This window comes from Mesobacillus sp. ABV4_180 (assembly GCF_056158485.1).
Map to the genome: position 1 here is coordinate 606,284 of NZ_JBSWTJ010000001.1, position 19,366 is coordinate 625,649.

At 39.5% G+C, this 19,366-nt stretch carries 13 protein-coding genes; all 13 read left to right on the forward strand.

The genetic code is table 11. The annotated features are described in order from the left end of the window. Positions 1-92 precede the first annotated feature (92 nt). On the forward strand, positions 93-2,672 hold the full coding sequence (locus ACXAEA_RS03100) for an LPXTG cell wall anchor domain-containing protein (RefSeq protein WP_475094475.1): 2,580 nt from the start codon (positions 93-95) through the stop codon (positions 2,670-2,672). A gap of 867 nt (positions 2,673-3,539) precedes the next feature. Then, complete coding sequence (locus ACXAEA_RS03105) at positions 3,540-5,279, forward strand: phospho-sugar mutase (protein ID WP_475094476.1); 1,740 nt, start codon at positions 3,540-3,542, stop codon at positions 5,277-5,279. Between the two features lie 199 nt (positions 5,280-5,478). Then, a complete protein-coding gene (locus ACXAEA_RS03110) occupies positions 5,479-7,530 on the forward strand; it encodes a BglG family transcription antiterminator (protein WP_475094477.1) in 2,052 nt (683 codons plus the stop codon). Positions 7,531-7,556: 26 nt separating this feature from the next. Beyond that, positions 7,557-7,838, forward strand: a complete 282-nt coding sequence (locus ACXAEA_RS03115; protein ID WP_475094478.1) for a PTS sugar transporter subunit IIB — start codon at positions 7,557-7,559, stop codon at positions 7,836-7,838. 37 nt (positions 7,839-7,875) lie between these two features. Then, entirely contained in the window at positions 7,876-9,249 is a 1,374-nt protein-coding gene (locus ACXAEA_RS03120) for a PTS ascorbate transporter subunit IIC (RefSeq protein WP_475094479.1), read from the forward strand. An 11-nt stretch (positions 9,250-9,260) separates the two neighbouring features. Then, complete coding sequence (locus tag ACXAEA_RS03125; RefSeq protein WP_475094480.1) at positions 9,261-10,109, forward strand: transketolase; 849 nt, start codon at positions 9,261-9,263, stop codon at positions 10,107-10,109. After that, positions 10,106-11,059, forward strand: coding sequence for a transketolase family protein (locus ACXAEA_RS03130; RefSeq protein ID WP_475094481.1), 954 nt, complete (start codon positions 10,106-10,108; stop codon positions 11,057-11,059). Before ACXAEA_RS03125 ends, ACXAEA_RS03130 begins: the two co-directional genes overlap by 4 nt. A gap of 70 nt (positions 11,060-11,129) precedes the next feature. After that, complete coding sequence (locus tag ACXAEA_RS03135; protein ID WP_475094482.1) at positions 11,130-11,783, forward strand: fructose-6-phosphate aldolase; 654 nt, start codon at positions 11,130-11,132, stop codon at positions 11,781-11,783. Positions 11,784-12,024: 241 nt separating this feature from the next. Continuing rightward, positions 12,025-12,882, forward strand: a complete 858-nt coding sequence (locus ACXAEA_RS03140; protein ID WP_475094483.1) for an aldose epimerase family protein — start codon at positions 12,025-12,027, stop codon at positions 12,880-12,882. Positions 12,883-13,674: 792 nt separating this feature from the next. Further along, positions 13,675-14,541, forward strand: a complete 867-nt coding sequence (locus ACXAEA_RS03145; protein WP_475094484.1) for an ROK family protein — start codon at positions 13,675-13,677, stop codon at positions 14,539-14,541. Between the two features lie 90 nt (positions 14,542-14,631). Continuing rightward, positions 14,632-15,576 (forward strand): mannose-6-phosphate isomerase, class I, encoded by a 945-nt coding sequence (gene manA / locus ACXAEA_RS03150; RefSeq protein ID WP_475094485.1) that lies wholly within the window; start codon positions 14,632-14,634, stop codon positions 15,574-15,576. Positions 15,577-15,903: 327 nt separating this feature from the next. Further along, complete coding sequence (locus ACXAEA_RS03155) at positions 15,904-16,389, forward strand: hypothetical protein (protein ID WP_475094486.1); 486 nt, start codon at positions 15,904-15,906, stop codon at positions 16,387-16,389. A 58-nt stretch (positions 16,390-16,447) separates the two neighbouring features. After that, positions 16,448-19,285 (forward strand): ATP-binding protein, encoded by a 2,838-nt coding sequence (locus ACXAEA_RS03160; RefSeq protein WP_475094487.1) that lies wholly within the window; start codon positions 16,448-16,450, stop codon positions 19,283-19,285. Positions 19,286-19,366: the final 81 nt, after the last annotated feature.

The following is a 19,366-nucleotide window of genomic DNA, read 5'->3' on the forward strand; positions in this document are numbered from 1 at the left end:
GACTTTTGGTAGAAAAAATAGAAAATTTAGTACAAATTACCTAATATATTGATATAATGTTATTGGTTTAATAATTTACTAGGGGGAGTATGATGAATAAAAGAAAATGGCTTCCGTTAACATTAGCTTTCATTCTAATGTTAACTTTGTTGAGCCCAATAAAAGTAGCGCAGGCGTCAAATGAAATTTATTTTAAAAGTGTAGAATTACAGGAAGATAGCAAAATTAATTTGCAGTGGGAAGCCCTTATTGATAAAAGAACAGATTTCGACCGCTTTGAAATTAAGCGAAATGATGAAATTATTACTATTGAAAATCCTGAGCCAATTGTATCTGAAGAACAGGCAGATGGTTTTTTTAAGAAAGAAGAGTTCCAGTTTACTGATCAGTTAACTGAACAAGAAGCTAAGCAAAATACAGTTAATATTATTTATGAAATAACGGGTTGGATTGGGGAAGAATCAGTCATTTCAGATACTCGGGAAGTGGGGTTTGCTGAAAATGTAGAAGAGGAGGTTATTGTAGAACAACCAACTTCAGGAATAGAAGTTGGATTTACTTCTAAAAATGACGAGTCAATCAATATATACTTCTACTACTTTGGACCTGAAGGTGATCAGGGAGCTAGCAAATATAAGGTATATGTGAATGATGCAGAAGTTGCACAGGTAGAAGGTTCAAGTGATAACTATCGTGTTGGCAAATTGGAAGCTGATACAACATACACAATAAAAGTTGTTGCTGTTGATGAAACTGGTAAAACTTTAGCTGAGAATACTTTTGTATCCGCTACACTGCCGGTTCCAATCGGTAAAACAGTGACTTTTCTGGATAAAAACCTGGAAAATGCAATTAAAGATCAACTGAATATCGAAAGAGGCATTTTTCAAAGTGAGTTAGAAGGTTTAACCTATATTGATTTTGATAGCAAAGGAATTATTGATTTAACTGGAATTCAACAGCTAATCAATCTCGAATCAGTTGGATTAAGGAATAACAAGATCCAGGATGTTACGCCGCTGCTTTCCTTGCCAAGAATAAATGATCTGGACATTAGCGGAAATCCAATTTCTGACGGTACAAAAGTGGGGCTGTTAAAAAACTTAACTGCCTTAGATATAGGAAATGTTAAAATTAAAGACTTTTCTTTTATTAAGAACTTAACCAATCTTAATGGACTCAGTTTGGATAACAACAATTTGAAAAATGTAGACTTTTTGTCAGGCCTTAATAAACTGGCATTTATTAGTGTTGATGACAATCAAATCTCTGAGTTAGGAACATTTTTAACCTTAAAAAATCTTGTAGCATTAGAGTTGAAAAACAATCCTATATCTGATATTTCAGGACTTGGGGTCTTAAAGGAACTGCAAATTATTGACCTAAGGCTTACTAATGTATCAGATATTTCAGTGCTCGAACAGTTTGGTGGATTGTATTCGGTTGCCTTATATCAAATGCCAAATTTAGATCTTACAGAAAATTCTCCTGCTATGAAAACGGTTAAAAAGCTGGTAGAAAAGGGAGTGCTGGTAGGGTATTTAAATCCAGCCGATGAAAGAGATGGAATGCTCAGGGTTGATAAGGTAACGACAGACTCAATCAGTTTATCGTGGAATGATGTTGAGGGTCATGAAATAGGGACGATAGATATAAATGGCGATGTTTATACTGTGACTGGTAACTCTCATACTTTCACCGGTTTGCTTCCAGGGACTAAATACACTCTTACTCTAATGGCATATGGCGAAACTAAACCTCTTCATGACACGATCACAACCTATACAATTGCTGTGGAGACTAAGGAAGAAGCAGAAAAACCAAAAGTATTGGTTGTTGTTCCTATAGTTAAGGAAGGGAAAGCAACAGTAACAACCGATGATGTGAAAAAGGTTGAAGCTGGCGGCACCTTTGCAGTGAACCTCGAAAAAACAGAGGATAAAGTAGATGTATTAGTAACAAAAGAGCAAATCAAGGAATTGAAGGATAAAGGTGCTCTTCTTCAGGTAAAGAATGAAGAGGTCACTGTCAATCTCCCGCTTAGTATTTTTTCAGAAGAAGAAGATACTAGCATACGCTTAGATAAGCTTCCGGCTGTTAAAAATTCACGCAGTGAAGTTTATGATTTCACGATTACACAGGGAAATAAAGTTGTCAGTGAATTTAACGAACCTGTTACATTAACGTTTAACGTAAACCTCGATGGTGTAAATGACCCATCGAAACTGAAGGTGTTTTACTTTAATGAAAAAACAGAGCAGTGGGAGAACATCGGCGGGACATACGAAAATGGAGTAATTACAGCTCAGACAAGCCATTTTAGTATTTACACTGTTTTTGAAACAACGGAACAGATAGCATCGGAAGATAAGCCAAACCATGATAATTCCGGTAATACTGATTCTGAGGAAGGAAAAAACGAAGCAGAAGAGGATAAGGCAAAAACTGATCAAAATCAAGTATCAGCCAGTCCTCAAAACAATTCACAGACAGAGCCTGCAGATACAGAAAATGCAAAAGAAGAAACGAACAAAAATAAAACAACAATTAAAACAGAAGGAAACACGTTGCCAAACACCGCAACAAACGTCTATAATTTAATCCTTTTGGGCGCAATCATCATCATTGCTGCCACGTTATTAATGGTTATTTCAAGAAGAAAAGTTTCGTAAATTGTAGTGAAGCACTGGGAACGTCTCTGTGCTCCCAAAAGAAAAGCCCAGCGGCCTTCAGATGGCTGCTGGGCATTTTATTTATAGACTAAATTACTGATTTTCTTCTCTAAATGAAGAATAGCGAATCGGCACCAACTATTAACAGTAATATTCGTCCCTGTATTAGGCAGTTTCTTTCCGCCTTTATCGGTGGATTATCCTCAGTTACTTTATCGTCATCTTTGTCTGTACTTGGTGTGGATCCATCATTTGAGCCATCGTTACTAAGGTTATTATTTTCGTAACCGTCTCCGCCATCTGATACTCTTTGTATTACGGTAGGATGCGGTTGAATGAGAAGTGCAATAGTCAACTTGGGGAAACGGCCTTCCTTGAGATCAACCTCGCTTGCTCCGTTTAAACTGTTTTCATATTAACAGGGCCAATTACCTTTAAGGTGTTGGCAGAAGAAGTCAAGTTAGATTCAGATGATGTAAACAAAGATGTGAATGCAAATTTTCTATACAACCCAAAATCCTCCTTTTTTACACATTGAAAATGAACGAATATGAGTTTGGTAACTATACTACTGGTACCGTCCAAGGTGTTTGGGATGCAGGTGAAACGGTTGAACGTTATATCTTTAATGCTGGCGAAAATGGTCTATATGGTCTTTTAAGTTTTGATTTGAAACGTTCCTAGTGAATCTCCCTTGCTCTTCAGAGTGAATTGAATATTGGTTCACTTTCATTTTGAAGGGCTACTACAAATTACCTAATAAATATCTAAGAATGGGATACCATTTTCAGGGATTATAGTTATAATATTATAGTGGATTTACAAATATAATTATTATCCCTTTGATATTTATAAGGAGGAAGAAAGATGGATTGGAAAGCAACTGCGGCTAAATGGACTTCATTTCCTGCTTTAGACGAAGAGCTGGCAAAACAATTAACAGAAGTAAGCAACAATGAAAAAGTAATGGAAGACTTATTTTATAAACATTTAGAATTTGGTACAGGGGGCATGCGTGGAGAAATCGGTCCTGGGACAAACCGGATGAATATCTATACTATTCGCCGTGCTGCTGAAGGCCTGGCGCTGTACCTTAAAGAGCAAGGAGTAGCAGCAATGATGCGTGGCGTGGTGATTGCCTATGATTCACGCCATAAATCACCAGAATTTGCGTTAGAGGTTGCGAAAACAGTAGGTAAATATGGGATTAAAGTATACTTATTCAATGAACTGCGACCTACACCAGAATTATCTTTTGCAGTAAGATATTTAGGTGCTTTCGCAGGAGTTGTAGTCACAGCTAGCCATAATCCACCTGAATATAATGGGTTTAAAGTGTACGGTGAAGATGGCGGCCAAATCCCCCCACAAGCAGCTGATACCATTATTGGATATGTAAATGCAGTCGAAAATGAATTGACAATTGAAGTTGCTTCAGAGAATGAATTATTGGAAAAAGGCTTGTTAGAATATATAGGTGAAGAAGTTGATCAAGAATATATCTCCAAGTTAAAAACGCTTCAGTTGAACGAGGATATAGTAAATAGTGTGGCTGAGGAGCTGAAAATTGTCTTTTCGCCGCTGCATGGGACGGGCAATAAGCCAGTTCGAGATGGTTTGGCTGCATTTGGTTTTAAGAATGTAACAGTTGTAAGTGAACAGGAAAAGCCTGATGCTGACTTTTCAACTGTAGAATCTCCTAACCCTGAAGAACATGCCGCGTTTGAGATTGCAATCCGCTATGGAAAACGGTTGGATGCTGATCTATTAATGGCAACAGACCCAGATGCAGATCGTCTTGGTATATCAGTCAAAAATATGGAAGGAGAGTATATTGTTTTGACTGGTAACCAAATTGGTGCCTTAATGCTGGAATACTTACTTTCTCAAAAGAAAGAAAAGGGTCAACTGGCTGATAATGGAGTAGTGGTTAAGACAATCGTTACTTCAGAAATTGGTCGGGCGATTGCAAAAGAGTATGGTATTCCAACCATCGATACCTTAACGGGATTCAAATTTATTGGTGAGAAAATCAATGAATTTGAACAAACAGGTGAGCAAACATTCCTTTTTGGTTACGAAGAAAGCTATGGATACTTAATCGGCGACTTTGTTCGCGATAAAGACGCGGTTCAATCTGCTATTTTTGCAGCTGAGGTGGCAGCGTATTACAAATCAAAAGGCAAAACACTTTATGAAGGTTTGCTTGAAATCTTTGAGAAGTATGGATTTTATCAGGAAGGATTACAATCCATTACATTAAAAGGTAAAGATGGAGCAGAAAAAATAGCGATGCTCATGGATCGTTTCCGAGAAGAAAAAATTAAGGAAGTGGCTGGGGTAGAGGTAGCCTCAATAGAGGACTATTCCGAAGGTGTTGCTCTAGATATGAGAGCAAATTTGAATAGTGAGATTGATTTACCAAAATCCAATGTATTAAAATATCATCTAGCTGATGGGTCTTGGTTCTGCCTGCGCCCATCTGGAACAGAACCAAAAGCGAAGTTTTACTTTGGTGTGAAAGCAGATACATTAGATGAGAGCCAAACCAAGCTTGAAACGCTAAAGGGCGCAGTAATGAATAAGGTAAACGAATTTTTAGCATAAAGTGAAAAAAGCCTTTCTTGTGTTCAAGAAAGGCTTTTTCGTATAAATAGAGGTCTGAGTTATGTTGTATTCCTGAGTGGTCTTTTAAACATTTCATGTAATCCCAATCACCCAAAATTTTGCTAACAAACATTGTGACAGAATATTATGTTAATTGTAAGCGTTTTCTAATACACTTCGAGTAAGGGGGAAAGACAACATGTTAGAGAGCAGGAGTCTGAATACTTTTTATCAGTTGATGTCTTTGCAGCCGGCTCAATTGAACTTATTTCTGGAAAAAAAACAATTTACAAGCAGGCAATTTCACTACGATTTGAAGAAAATCAATTACTCTCTAGCCCAAAAGGGATTACCACCTATTAAAATTGTGCAAGACAGAATCATAATCCCGAAAGAGACAATCGCCATTTGGAAGAAGAATGGGACGGGGGTGTTAGACAGTATTTATCTGGCTACCGACCCTGAAGAGCGTGTCATCATTATACTTTTATACACATTTATCAGGCAAGAACCCCTTTCAAGCTTCCACTATCAGGACTTTCTTGATATTAGCAAGAATACTGTCAGTGCTGATATGAAGAGGGTGAACCAATTTTGTCAGGATTTCCGTGTCAGGATCGCTTATACGAGGGAAAGCGGATATCACCTAAAAGGGGCGGAAGAGGACAAAAGACATTTAATGCTAAAGGCCATTTCGCTTCTATCGATCAGGCCAAATGCCCGCGAAAAATTCAGCGCAATTTTTCATCAGCATCAATTAGAGGATCGCTTTCCTGTTTATCAGCAAGTGTTAAAGAACCTGGAAAAGCAATTCACTCTAACTTTCATTGAAGAGAGAATGTTTGACTTTATCTACTTGTTGCAAATGGTTCACATTCGGCAAATTCAGAACAAAATGGTCCGTATTTTTTCCGATACCCTCAATTTCCTAGAAAACCAAGAGATGTTTCAAGCTGCCGAGTATGTCCAACAGGAATTATGCTTACCTGCAGAAAAAGAAGAACTGGCATTTTTGACGATCCAGCTGCTAGGTATATGCCAGGGTCAGATTTCCCCCTCATCAAACGATACACTGCTTAATATCACAGAGCAAATTCTAAATGGGTTTGAACGTTATGCTTCCATTAAGCTTTCGTGCAAGGAAAATGCGATTCAAACACTGTATCACCATTTAAAACCAGCTTATTACCGTATGTTGTTTAAAATCCCAATCACGAACTCTCTGCTTCCTGAAATCAAGAAAGAGCATGATTATCTTTTTACAGTAGTAAAAGAGGTGATGAAGCCGATCGAAGAAATGCTAAACCTAAAAATTCCTGAAGATGAGATTGGGTTTTTGACCTTGCATTTTGGGGGTTTGCTTGAACGGAGCACTGAAAGAAGGCAGGTTGAGAACAGGGCAGTAATCGTTTGTCCGAATGGGGTAAGCTCCAGCCTCATGCTTGAAACGCAGTTAAAGTCACTTTTTCCTCAGTTTCACTGGACTTCATCACTATCAACCTATGATTTTAAAAACATGGCAGAGAATGCTTATGACCTGGTATTTTCTACAGTGTTTTTGGAAACCGCGAAACCGCTCTTTATCTTGAAGCCGATTATGAATGAAGCGGAGAAAAAAGAGTTGGTCCAAACCGTAAAACAAACAATTGACCAGCAGTCGGTCAGATTCCCGACAACGGATGAGCTTATGAAAGTGATTCGTCAGTTTGCTGAAATCAAGCAGCCGGAATTGTTGAGGGAAGCCTTGCAAAATGCAATCTATCGTAGCAATGAGACTATCATTGGGAGGAAGCAGCCTGTGTTAAACGATCTATTAACAATTGATACCATCCAATTTGAGGAAAGATACGATAACTGGAAGGAAGCAATTGCTAAAGTTGCTGAGCCTCTTTTATTGAATGGTTCAATTACAAGTCATTACATCGATTCAATGATTCATAACATCGAAACTCTCGGTCCTTACGTAATTGTAGGGGAAGATATAGCAATCCCTCACTCACGCCCGGAGAATGGTGTTAATAAAGTGGGCATGAGCTTGTTGAAATTGGCCCAGCCGACACATCTTTTAAATGAAGAAAAAAACAGTGTGAAAATTTTCATCTGCCTGGCAGCAATCGACAACCAGACGCACCTGAAAGCTCTGGCACAATTAACAAAATTGTTGAGTGATCCTGCAAAGCTGGGGGAATTGAAGGCAGCAAAAACGAAGCAAGAAATCATTGATTTGGTATCTGAGTATTCTATTCGATAATTTGATAAATGTTGGAGGTCATGAAAATGAAGATCCTTGCAGTATGTGGTTCAGGATTAGGCAGCAGCTTTATGCTCGAAATGAATATCCAGGATGTACTTGCAGAAATGGGTGTTAATGGCATAACGGTCGAACACTCAGACTTAAGCTCAGTTACACCTGATGCAGCAGATTTATTCGTAATGGCAAGAGATATTGCTGATGGGGCATTTGGTTTAAAAGATATGGTCGTTCTTAACAGCATCATTGATAAAAATGAGCTTAAAGAAAAGCTGCAGCAAAAGCTGTCTGAAATGGGAAAGCTGTAAGTCGATAAAATCAAAACATATCAGGGGGTAATGGTAGATGATTAAAGAAATTTTAAGATTGTTCATGGACATCTTAAGCCAGCCTGCAGTATTGGTAGCGCTCATTTCCTTCATTGGTTTGATGATCCAGAAGAAGCCTGCCAGTGAAGTTATCAAAGGCACGACAAAGTCGTTTTTAGGATTCATCGTCATCTCCGCTGGTGCCGGAATTCTTGTGGGATCATTAGAGCCGTTTGGAAAAATGTTTGAGGAAGCTTTTAATGTAAATGGCGTAGTGCCGAATAATGAAGCGATTGTCGCGATGGCCTTGTCCGAGTTTGGTTCGAATACTGCACTTATCATGTTTTTCGGTATGCTGGCTAACATCTTGATCGCCCGTTTCACTAGCTTGAAATACATCTTCCTGACAGGCCACCATACACTATACATGGCCTGCATGATTGCCGTGATCCTTGCAGTGGCAGGGATGGAGGGAGCAATGCTAGTCGTTATTGGTTCAATTGCCTTAGGGTTGATCATGGCTTTCTTCCCGGCGCTAGCCCAGCCATTCATGAAGAAGATTACTGGCACTGATCATGTGGGTTTTGGGCATTTCAGTACTCTTGGTTATATTTTATCTGGTTATATTGGAAAGTTCGTTGGCAAGAACTCGAAATCAACAGAAGAAATCAACTTTCCGAAAGGATTGGCTTTCCTTCGCGATAGTTCAGTAAGTATCGCTTTAACGATGACCATCCTTTATGTAATTGTTGCTTTGTTCACTGGTCCTGCCTATATTGAGGCTGAATTGAGCGGCGGTACACATTATCTTGTTTACTCAGTCATTCAGGCTGTAACCTTTGCCGCTGGCGTATTTGTCATCCTTGCCGGTGTCCGTCTCGTATTAGCTGAAATTGTTCCAGCGTTCAAAGGGATTTCTACAAAACTTGTTCCCAATGCCAAGCCTGCACTTGACTGTCCGATTGTATTCCCATATGCACCAAACGCAGTACTGATTGGGTTCTTCTGCAGCTTCCTTGGCGGTATTGTAGGTATGGCGTTCCTGGGCATGGTCGGCGGAATCATTATTTTACCAGGAGTTGTACCGCATTTCTTCACAGGTGCTACCGCAGGTGTATTCGGAAATGCGACCGGCGGGATCAAGGGAGCAACAATCGGTTCATTCTTTAACGGTCTATTGATTACCTTCCTACCTGTATTCTTAATGCCAGTACTTGGTGATCTAGGCTTCGCTAACACGACCTTCTCTGACGCTGACTTCGGTGCAGCAGGAATCCTGTTAGGAAATGTAGCGAATTCCTTCGGTTCAACAGGTGTAATCGCAACGGTAATTGTGTCGTTAGTTGTAGCAGTGGTATGGAATGTCATGCGCAAAAATAAACCTGTAGATCAAACCAAAGTATCTGCATAAGGAGCGGGGAAATGGAACATTCAGATGAACTCGAGCAATTAAGAGACAAAATCAGATTGTGGACACTAAAGGAATTGAACCATTTAGGATTTGGCCACTATGGTGGCAGCCTTTCGATTGTGGAAGCACTGGCTGTCCTATATGGTGAAGTTATGAATATAAGTCCAGAAATGAAAGACGACCCTGATCGAGATTATTTGATTTTATCGAAAGGCCATGGCGGCCCGGCGTTATATGCTACCCTGGCCGTAAAAGGGTTCATCGATTATGAGTGGCTTTATACACTGAACCAGAATGGAACAAAACTTCCTTCCCATCCGGACCGAAACCTCACTCCAGGTGTGGAAATGACAACCGGTTCCCTCGGCCAAGGAATATCGGTTGCTGCAGGGGTTGCCTTGTCTCACAAACTGGCTGGCCGTGATTCTTATACGTACACAATTGTAGGGGATGGGGAGCTGAATGAGGGGCAGTGCTGGGAAGCGATCCAATTTGCCGCTCACCATCAATTATCAAACTTCTTTGTTCTAGTCGATGACAACAAAAAGCAGCTGGATGGGCTGACGGTTGATATCTGTGATCCATTTGACTTTGTTGAAAAGTTCCGCGCATTTGGCTTTGAGGCTGTTCGTGTCGATGGATCAAATATAGCAGAGATTCGCCAGGCAATTTTAGCAGGGAAAAAACAAAGCCAGAAACCTGTTGTTATTATTCTCGATACGGTAAAAGGGCAGGGAGTTCCTTATCTAGAGGAGAAGGCAGATAATCACCATATTCGTCCAAGTGAAGATGATCAGGCCGCGATTGAAGAGGCGATTGCCATCCTGGAAAAACGCGCTTCAAAGGAGGCGGTAAAATGATTCAGCAGGAATTAGTTCTGGAACATGATCAGAAGGAAATGCGGCAGGTATATGCGGAGACCCTTTTAGAGTTGGCAACCAAGAACCCCAAAGTAATTGCCCTTGAAGCTGACTTGATGAGTGCAATTTCCACGAATAAAATAAAAACGAAAATTCCTGGCCAGCTCATCAATGTCGGAATTATGGAAGCAAATATGATGGGTGTAGCCGCAGGACTTTCGCTTACTGGCCGGATTCCATTTGTGCATACATTCGCCCAGTTCGCTACTCGCCGGGCATTTGATCAGTTGTTTGTCTCACTTGGCTATGCCAGATTGAATGTGAAAATCCTTGGTTCAGATGCAGGTGTGACAGCGGAGCACAATGGCGGTACACATATGGCATTCGAGGACCTTGGGCTCGTGAGACTCATCCCGAATGCAACGGTTTATGAAGCAAGCGACAGTACGATGTTGAAGGCTCTTTTAAAGCAATCTTATGAAGAATATGGCGTGCATTACATCCGGACAATCAGGAAGAATGCGGTTAAGCTCTATTCTGAAGGAGAAAACTTCCCGAAAGGAAAAGGGAAAGTACTCCGCGAAGGCTCTGATGTTGCCCTGGTAGCTTCGGGAATTATGGTAGCCGAGGCACTGAAGGCTGCCGGCGAGCTGAAGAAACAAGGCATAGAGGCGATGGTCATTGACATGTACTCTATTAAACCAGTAGATGCGGAGTTGCTCGTGAAAGCAGCTAAACAAACAGGAAGAGTGATTACACTTGAAAATCATAATGTAATCGGCGGTCTTGGCAGTGCTGTAGCTGAATCACTGAGTGAAAATTATCCCGTTCCAATTAAGCGCATAGGCGTTCGCGAACAGTTCGGCCAGGTAGGTTTGACTGACTATCTTAAAGATTATTATCAATTAACATCTGACCATATCGTGAAGGAAGTAAAGGCATTTTTATAAGAGGTTTGGGCGGGTCTTATGTTTATAGGATCTGCCCGTTTTTTTTCAAAGTATAGAAAGGATGTTGAACATGGAAATGGTCATTGATTCAGCTAATATCAATACAATAAAGAAACTAATCGATTATTATCCGATTGATGGGGTGACAACGAACCCATCAATTATCGTAAGAGAAAAAAGGCCATTCCTACCTTTGCTGCAGGAAATCAGGTCGGTTATCGGAGAGGAAAGGATGCTTCATGTACAAGTCCTCTCAAATACGGCGGCAGAAATGGTAGAGGAAGCGGTCTATAATCGTGATCAAATAGGAGGTAACTACTTTGCTAAAATACCAGTGACCCCTGAAGGGATTAAAGCGATAAAAGAACTAAAGCAAAGAGAGATTAAAATACTCGCAACAACAATTTATACACCCATGCAGGCTCTGGTAGCGGCGAAGGCAGGAGCTGATTATGTGGCACCGTATGTAAATAGGATCGAAAACCTGTCAGGCAATGGGATAAAGGTCGTTGAAGAAATCAGAACCATGTTGGATCAACATCATCTTTCATGCAAAATTCTCGCTGCCAGCTTCAAGAATGTCCACCAGGTCCAGGAAGTCTGTTTGGCAGGGGCCCATGCCTTCACAGCAAGCGGAGACATTATCGAGAGTTTCCTAAATCATCCTTCTACAGAATCTGATGTGGAAAATTTCAAGAAGGATTGGCAGACAGCTTACAGATGAGATGTGGAAAAGGATTCATTGTGAAGCATGAGATATCTCTTATGCTTCATTTTTATTATCCCTGAAAATGCCTCAACCATTTTGGGTCTCAAAGTTTCCTGATACCCTTCTATTAACTTAATAGGAATTCTAATCTTTTGTCATAAGGATAAAATTATAAATTGGAATTGTTCTGCTATGTCAAGTAAGTTATATTATGGGAATAAACATCTCACTTCCAGAAAAAATAGGAGGTTATTTAATGTATAAGATTAATGAGTTAGTAGACCAAGATTATAAGATTTACGAGCTTACCGACACTAAAACAGATTCAAGGGTTAGGGTAGCGCCAGAACGAGGCGGTATAATCTTTTCATACGTGGTTCGAGGTGAAGAGCTGCTCTACTTAAATAAAGAAACCTTTTATGACAAAACGAAAAATGTCAGAGGCGGCATTCCAATTCTGTTCCCGATTTCAGGTCAATTGACTAACGGAATGTATGAGTGGAAGGGCCAAACATATTCCATGCCTAATCACGGGTTTGCTCGTAATGCCTCCTGGGAAGTAATTGATAAAGTTACAACTAAAAGTGCTTCTCTCACTTTAAGGCTGACAAGTAATGAGCAAACCAAACTCTCCTATCCCTTTGACTTTAATGTTGTTTTTACTTATGTCTTGGAGGAGGGTAAGCTTACGATTCTTCAGGAATATAACAACGAGGGCAACAGCCCCATGCCTATCTATGCAGGGTTTCATCCTTATTTTAAAACAAGCGAAAAGAACCTTGCTTATGAAACTGATGCCACTAAATACTTTGACTATAACGACAGCCAGGAAAAAGAGTTTAAAGGTGGTATCGACTTATCTAGCTTGAGAGAAGCTGTGGTCTTATTAAATTCAAATCGGAATAATATTTCCTTTGGCTATGAAAAATGGATCAAGCTAAGTTATGGTAACATCTTTAAGTACCTTATGTTATGGACAGAAAGCGGTAGTGACTTTGTATGTGTAGAGCCATGGATGGCGAAAACTGATGAACTCAACCGTAAGGAAGAACTAGTAATAATTAATGGAAATGGAAGCCTTAAAACTGAATTCAGCATTGAGGTAGTGAAATAAACTTCTATTAAATGTGAAAACAAGCATGGTTTTAGAATAATTAGACGTATTGCCACAAGCTATTGTAAGAAGTATATAAGAGTAAGCCCCCTTTAAGTTTTAAAGAATCTAAAGGGGCTTATTTTTGATGGAAGTAAAAAATCGCAATAATAATTGTTAGTGGAGCTTAAAAAACTCATTGTAAAGAAAATAGGGAGCCCCAATAAATGTTTATTCGATATTTACCCCATACCTTTATTCCGCAATTACTATACTTTTAAAGGAAACGAAAGCAAGGTATGGAATCCTTGCTCCCACGGCTTAATTTTTATATCGATTTAACTTTATTAACAGAGGTTGATTCTCTAACAATCAATGTAGTAGGCAGCAGGATTTCATGGATAGGTTCATCCTTATGATTAATCCTCCAACCCAGTTGTTCGACTGCTCTTATTGGTGATCTTTAGAATTCTGTCACAAATATCAATGAATATGATCAGCACTTCGATGGACACGATGATTTACGAGTCGATTGAAAGGGATCTAAAATATCAAGAAAAGAGACTCGATTACATCATAAATCGTGAGATTCCGCTTGGGGTTGGAAGGATTATTGATGTAGTGCTATTTTTAGCAATAAGAAAGTATTTTGTTCTTAAGAGTTATTACCTATCTCATTCAGTATTTTTCGATTGTGTATGTGATCATGATTCCTACTCTGTACTTCATTTGGAAAAAGTCAAATGGTAAACCAGGATGGGAACAAATTAATGCTAAAATAATCTTAAATCTTTTAGCCCTGGAGGAATGATTATGCTAGGAGCAATTGAAGCAGGCGGAACAAAGTTCGTTTGTGCCGTAGGTGATGATACGGGTAAAATCGTGGAACGAATCCAGATTCCAACCACTTTTCCATCTGAAACAATGCCACAGGTCATTGCCTTTTTTAAAAAATATAAAATTGCTGCAATTGGAATCGGTTCATTTGGTCCTATTGACGTTAACGTGGAGAGTGCAACATATGGTCATATAACATCCACCCCGAAATCTGGCTGGAAAGACTATGCGTTTGTGCAGGAAATAAAAAATGCTTTGTCCGTACCAGTTGGATTCAATACGGATGTCAATGCGGCCGCTTTAGGAGAGGTTACCTTTGGGGCTGCGAAAGGATTGGATAGCTGCTTATATATTACTGTGGGGACAGGAATTGGGGCAGGAGCAGTCGTACAGGGGAAACTGCTTCAAGGACTTTCACATCCTGAAATGGGGCATATCCTAGTAAGACGGCACCCAGAGGATCACTATTACGGAAAGTGTCCTTATCATTCAGATTGCCTGGAAGGACTTGCTGCTGGCCCTGCTATTGAAGAACGTTGGAATACAAAAGGGATTGATTTAGCGGAACGTGAAGAAGTCTGGGACTTGGAAGGGTATTATATTGCCCAGGCGCTAATGCAGTATATCCTGATTCTATCGCCGAAAAAAATTATCCTTGGTGGCGGTGTCATGAATCAAAAACAGGTATTCTCGTATATCCATAAATACTTACAAGAGTTTTTGAAGGACTATGTTGCCTTGCCGGAGCTATCAAATTATATTGTCCGTCCAGGCCTGGGTGATAACGCTGGAATTGTAGGTTCTCTTTTACTTGCTAAGGATGTTTTAGGAGTACAAGAATAAGGTGATTGTTAATAATAATGGTATTGCCCTTCCTGAAAATGTCTTTTATTATGGTAGTTATGTGAATTGTTACTATGGAGGTCTATGAACATGTCAATACAACCATTATTTTTTAAACCTGTTTTTAAGGAACGGATTTGGGGAGGGGAACAGCTGAAGTCGTTCGGCTATGAGCTTCCTTCCGATCAAACAGGCGAGTGCTGGGCATTTGCAGCTCACAGCAATGGCCAGAGCATTGTGAAGAATGGGGATAATAAAGGATTAACATTAGGTGAACTATGGGAAAACAAGCGCGAGCTGTTCGGGAATATTGAAGGTGACCGATTTCCATTGTTGACGAAAATCTTGGATGCAGCCCAGGATTTATCTGTGCAGGTTCATCCTGATGATGAATATGGTCTTAAACACGAAGATGATTTAGGGAAGACAGAATGCTGGTATATCATGGATTGCGAAGAAGGAGCAGAAATCATTTACGGACATACAGCTAAAACAAGAGAAGAGCTCGCATTGATGATCCAGGAAGGAAAATGGGACGAGCTTCTTACGAAAGTGCCAGTTAAGCCAGGCGACTTCTTCTTTGTTCCAAGCGGTACTGTCCATGCAATCGGAGCAGGGATTGTCATTCTGGAAACCCAACAGAACTCGGATACGACTTATAGGGTTTATGACTATGATCGCAAGGACAATGAAGGCAATTTACGGGAGCTGCATATCGAGCAGTCGATTGCTGTAACGACTGTTCCAGCTGTAGAGCCGCAAATCCAGGCTGTTATCGAAACATCAGGTGATATGAAAATCACTACATTTGTGGAAAGCGACTACTTTACCGTCCATAAATGGGAATTGAAAGGCACGACTAAATTGAGTCAAGACCTTGCCTTTCAGTTAGTAAGTGTTATTGAAGGAACAGGAACACTTCTAAAGGGCGATGATAGGTTTGAGTTCAAAAAAGGTGACCATTTCTTGCTGCCATTTGGCTTTGATGATTATGAAATTGCTGGAAATGCTGAAATGATTGTTTCGCATTTGTAATATGCTTTGAGAAAGCAGTCGTGAAGAGATTACGACTGCTTTTTTATTAGATTTTCTTTTATGGATTTATTTTTTTGAGGCGATACGAAACAGATACCTTATAAGTTTGAATGAGCATAATTACCTACCCGTCAACATGTTATAGTTGGTTGTTTTAGTAAAATAGATACCGTCATGTTTTTTGTTTACACAGTTGCATGTTTACTGATTATTTTTTACTATATTAGAATTTTTTTTATATGAGATATTGATTATTTAAAATGGATAGTTTAGCATATAAAAGAAATATTTAACAATATAATAATAGTGCTAATGGGGGAGTTAATTTTGAAGTTATACCACGAAAAAGTTTTAGACAAAAAAGGTTTTCAGTATGCAGGTCAAGGATCAATAGCAGATCAAGTTTATGGAGAAGTAGAGCGTGTTATTAAGCAATCTGGAACTCCAGTTAATATAGAAATTAAAAATATATCCGCTGGCATTTTTTCTGGTAAGAAAAAGTTTTTACTTGTAAGTGGAAAGATGAAAAAATATGTTATTGGAATCTGTGCTGAAGCTTACGGGGATTACCTTTGTGTGGATGTTTATTTAACAAAAGAACCAGGATTCCTTGACAAAGTAAAAGGAGCATTTGTTGCAGTTGCCACTCGTGACGGAGCGACAGCATCTAGCGTCATGCATGCAGCAAACCTAAATGTTTTCGAACTTCAAGAGCTTGGTAATATTTGGGGAACAACGACTGCAAGTGTTGAGGAAGCATTAGAGCTTTTAGGTTTAAAAGGAAACCAGCGTGGTTTCGGAAATATTGCGTAGTCTTTTGGTATAGATTATGAGTATCATAAAAAATATGCTTACGAAAGTAAGAGAGAAAGTGAAAGAATACGAGGGGAGTAATGGAAATCCCCAAGAGAAGCAATTACCTATTAAAAATGAATATGAAAATAAGAATACTAATTTTGCTGCGGAATATATTGAAAGATGTGAAATAGATACGTATTCAAACCACGAGCATATTATTGTGGATAAGCAAAAAGTTTCACTTAATGGAAAAGTAGAAAAGAAGTGGGTCGGACTCTGGGCGGCTAAGATTTCAGAGATACCAGATGCTGCCCAGATTAATGATAGCCAAGAAAAGGCATTGGCTGGAATTACAGAGGCGTTCAACCGTTGCATGAATCAAATTGTAATCTATCCTAACTTTTCTATTGAGTTAAAATGGGTTTATGTTCCAGATAGTTCCACTACAGCAGGCGGAAATATTCAATTTTACTTCATTGGCAGAATTATCGAAGATGATCCTAAAGAAATTATTGAGAATTCTGAGCATTCATGGAATATTTTTTTGAGTTCTTTTCCGAAAAAACTTTATAATATCGTATTAGTTAATAAGGAGGAAATTGAACACATTCGCTCTTTTTCAGAGAATGCTAACTCTTCTTTATTGTTCAAACAGGAAAGCGTTGCTGACGTCCAGTATATTACCAATGGAGACTTTTATTATTGGGTAAATCCTTTCCCAAAATCTTCGATGGGAGAACTGGATTTCATTGCCGAAACGATGCTTAGTTATGGAAATAAATGTTCAGTTTCTTTTACACTAATACCAGTTCAGTTATCGTGGGAAGAGATACAGGGGGTTGAAGCGGCAAGGAACTTTTTAAATAAGGTTTCCAATGGCTTTCACCACCAATATTATGGACAAATTCCCGCTGACACGAATGCGCAGCAGGCAATGCCGAGTTATGAATTTTACAGTCAAGAAAGTAGAAAAACATTATTCCTTTATAAAGTTCAAGTCTGGGGAAACGGGCAAACGGTAAACACTTTGACTGGTGCTTTAAGTACTTTGTTAAAATCATCTTCTGAACCAATCATGCCTTCTGATGTTACTATTGAAAATGAATATAACCTTGACTCAGTCGACAAATTTATAACCGGGGGATGGGATCCAGCTTATCAGGAGTGGATTAAATCGACAAATGGAGTAGATTTTTGGGAAAGAGAGGACGCGCCATTTACTCTAAAACGTCTCCGGTATATTGTCACTCTCTCAGAAGCATCTACATTCTTCCGTTTGCCGGTTGCAATGAATGACGAATTCCCTGGTGTGAAAGTCAAAGCTGCGAAAGGGAAGAGTCTTGGGAATGTTCCGATGGTAAAAGAAGGTGTGAAAGCCATTTCTTATGGTAAAGCAATTTCAAGGAATGCTCAGACTAACATAGAAATGAAACTCCCAGTTGAAGGGATTAAAAAGCATGCCCTTGTCGTGGGAGTGCCTGGGTCTGGTAAAACTACTTTTACGTTGGATTTTCTTTATCAGCTTTGGGAAAATCATGAAGTGCCGTTCCTTGTTATTGAGCCTAGTAAAAAAGAATACCGCTCCTTGCTTACCGTCATTCCTGAATTACAGGTGTTTACAGCTGGAGTGGATCATATATCACCTTTTAGGCTAAATCCACTTGATGTGCCTAAAGGAGTAAGGCTGGAATCACACTTAGGCGGGTTGAAAACGGCATTTGCTGCAGCTTTTCCTATGGGAGGACCACTGCCGGCTCTGTTTGACAAAGCATTATTAGCTTGTTACCGAGCGCATGGCTGGAGGTTATCTAGTACCGGAGGTGAAGAAGGGTTATCGTGTCCTTCATTTCGTTCTTTCGTAGATACCTTCAAAAATATGGAAACGGGTTACTCGGAAAAAACAAGTGCAGATATTATGACTGCAGGACTGGTGCGCCTTGAATCCATGCTGAATGGATCCAGAGGCAGAATGTTTGATACAATTAATACTATTCCTATGGATGATCTTCTTTCTAAGCCTACCATCATTGAACTTGATGGGGTAATGGATCCAGATGAGAAAGCATTAATTATTTCCTTGTTATTGATTCGCTTAAATGCTTATATAAGAGTGACTCGAAACTCCGGATCGAACTTAAAGCATGTTTTACTATTGGAGGAAGCACATACCATATTGGCAGAAAGTGTGGACGTAAGTGATGATAAAGCTAAATCACGATCTATCGCTGTAGAGCTGTTCACGAATATGCTTGCTGAAGTTAGAGCACTGGGGCAAGGCATGGTGGTGGTTGACCAGTCACCAAGCGCAGTTTCATCCAAAGTTGTGCGCAATACAGGGATTAAGTTGGCATTCAGGTTAGTGGAAGAGCGAGATCGGCTGATTGCTACGAAGAGCATGAACATGGAAGATGAAGAAAGTCGACATCTTTCATCACTTACACCGGGCGAGGCTCTACTATACTCTGAAAATACACCTCAAGCACAGCTTGTTCAGACGCGGGATTTTAAAGAGTTATTTGATGTTCAGGAATCATTGACTGATGAGGAAGTAAAAGCAGATTGTGCTTATTGGACATCCAGGGAACATCTCTTAATACCCTATAAGGAATGCGCTAGTGTAGGCTGTAATAAGTGTGCTTTTCACATAAGGGAAGAAGCTGAATTCATTGCAGGGGACAACCAACTAATCGCAAAATTTGATGAGTCTATGAATCAGGTTAAACAGACCAGAAACAGACAAAGTTTTATAGATGAAGTGAGAAACAATGTTCTTCCTAGAGGGAAGTTTCTTGATGAGGAAGAAGAAATCTATTTTGGGTGCAGTTTAATGCACTTGTTAAAGGAATCAAGAAAACATCAAGATAATACGGATGGAAGAGCACATTTTATAAAGTTATTATTAAACAAATAATGAATATGTAAAAGGCACTCGAGGTTTTGAGTGCCTTTTTACAGTAGGTAGAATTAAAAGGCAAGTGATATTGTCATAGTT

Bases quoted from the DNA above. Each gene is read 5' to 3' on its own strand.
- ACXAEA_RS03100 (WP_475094475.1), top strand. From the start codon at position 93: ATGAATAAAAGAAAATGGCTTCCGTTAACATTAGCTTTCATTCTAATG.
- ACXAEA_RS03105 (WP_475094476.1), top strand. From the start codon at position 3,540: ATGGATTGGAAAGCAACTGCGGCTAAATGGACTTCATTTCCTGCTTTA.
- ACXAEA_RS03110 (WP_475094477.1), top strand. From the start codon at position 5,479: ATGTTAGAGAGCAGGAGTCTGAATACTTTTTATCAGTTGATGTCTTTG.
- ACXAEA_RS03115 (WP_475094478.1), top strand. From the start codon at position 7,557: ATGAAGATCCTTGCAGTATGTGGTTCAGGATTAGGCAGCAGCTTTATG.
- ACXAEA_RS03120 (WP_475094479.1), top strand. From the start codon at position 7,876: ATGATTAAAGAAATTTTAAGATTGTTCATGGACATCTTAAGCCAGCCT.
- ACXAEA_RS03125 (WP_475094480.1), top strand. From the start codon at position 9,261: ATGGAACATTCAGATGAACTCGAGCAATTAAGAGACAAAATCAGATTG.
- ACXAEA_RS03130 (WP_475094481.1), top strand. From the start codon at position 10,106: ATGATTCAGCAGGAATTAGTTCTGGAACATGATCAGAAGGAAATGCGG.
- ACXAEA_RS03135 (WP_475094482.1), top strand. From the start codon at position 11,130: ATGGAAATGGTCATTGATTCAGCTAATATCAATACAATAAAGAAACTA.
- ACXAEA_RS03140 (WP_475094483.1), top strand. From the start codon at position 12,025: ATGTATAAGATTAATGAGTTAGTAGACCAAGATTATAAGATTTACGAG.
- ACXAEA_RS03145 (WP_475094484.1), top strand. From the start codon at position 13,675: ATGCTAGGAGCAATTGAAGCAGGCGGAACAAAGTTCGTTTGTGCCGTA.
- manA (WP_475094485.1), top strand. From the start codon at position 14,632: ATGTCAATACAACCATTATTTTTTAAACCTGTTTTTAAGGAACGGATT.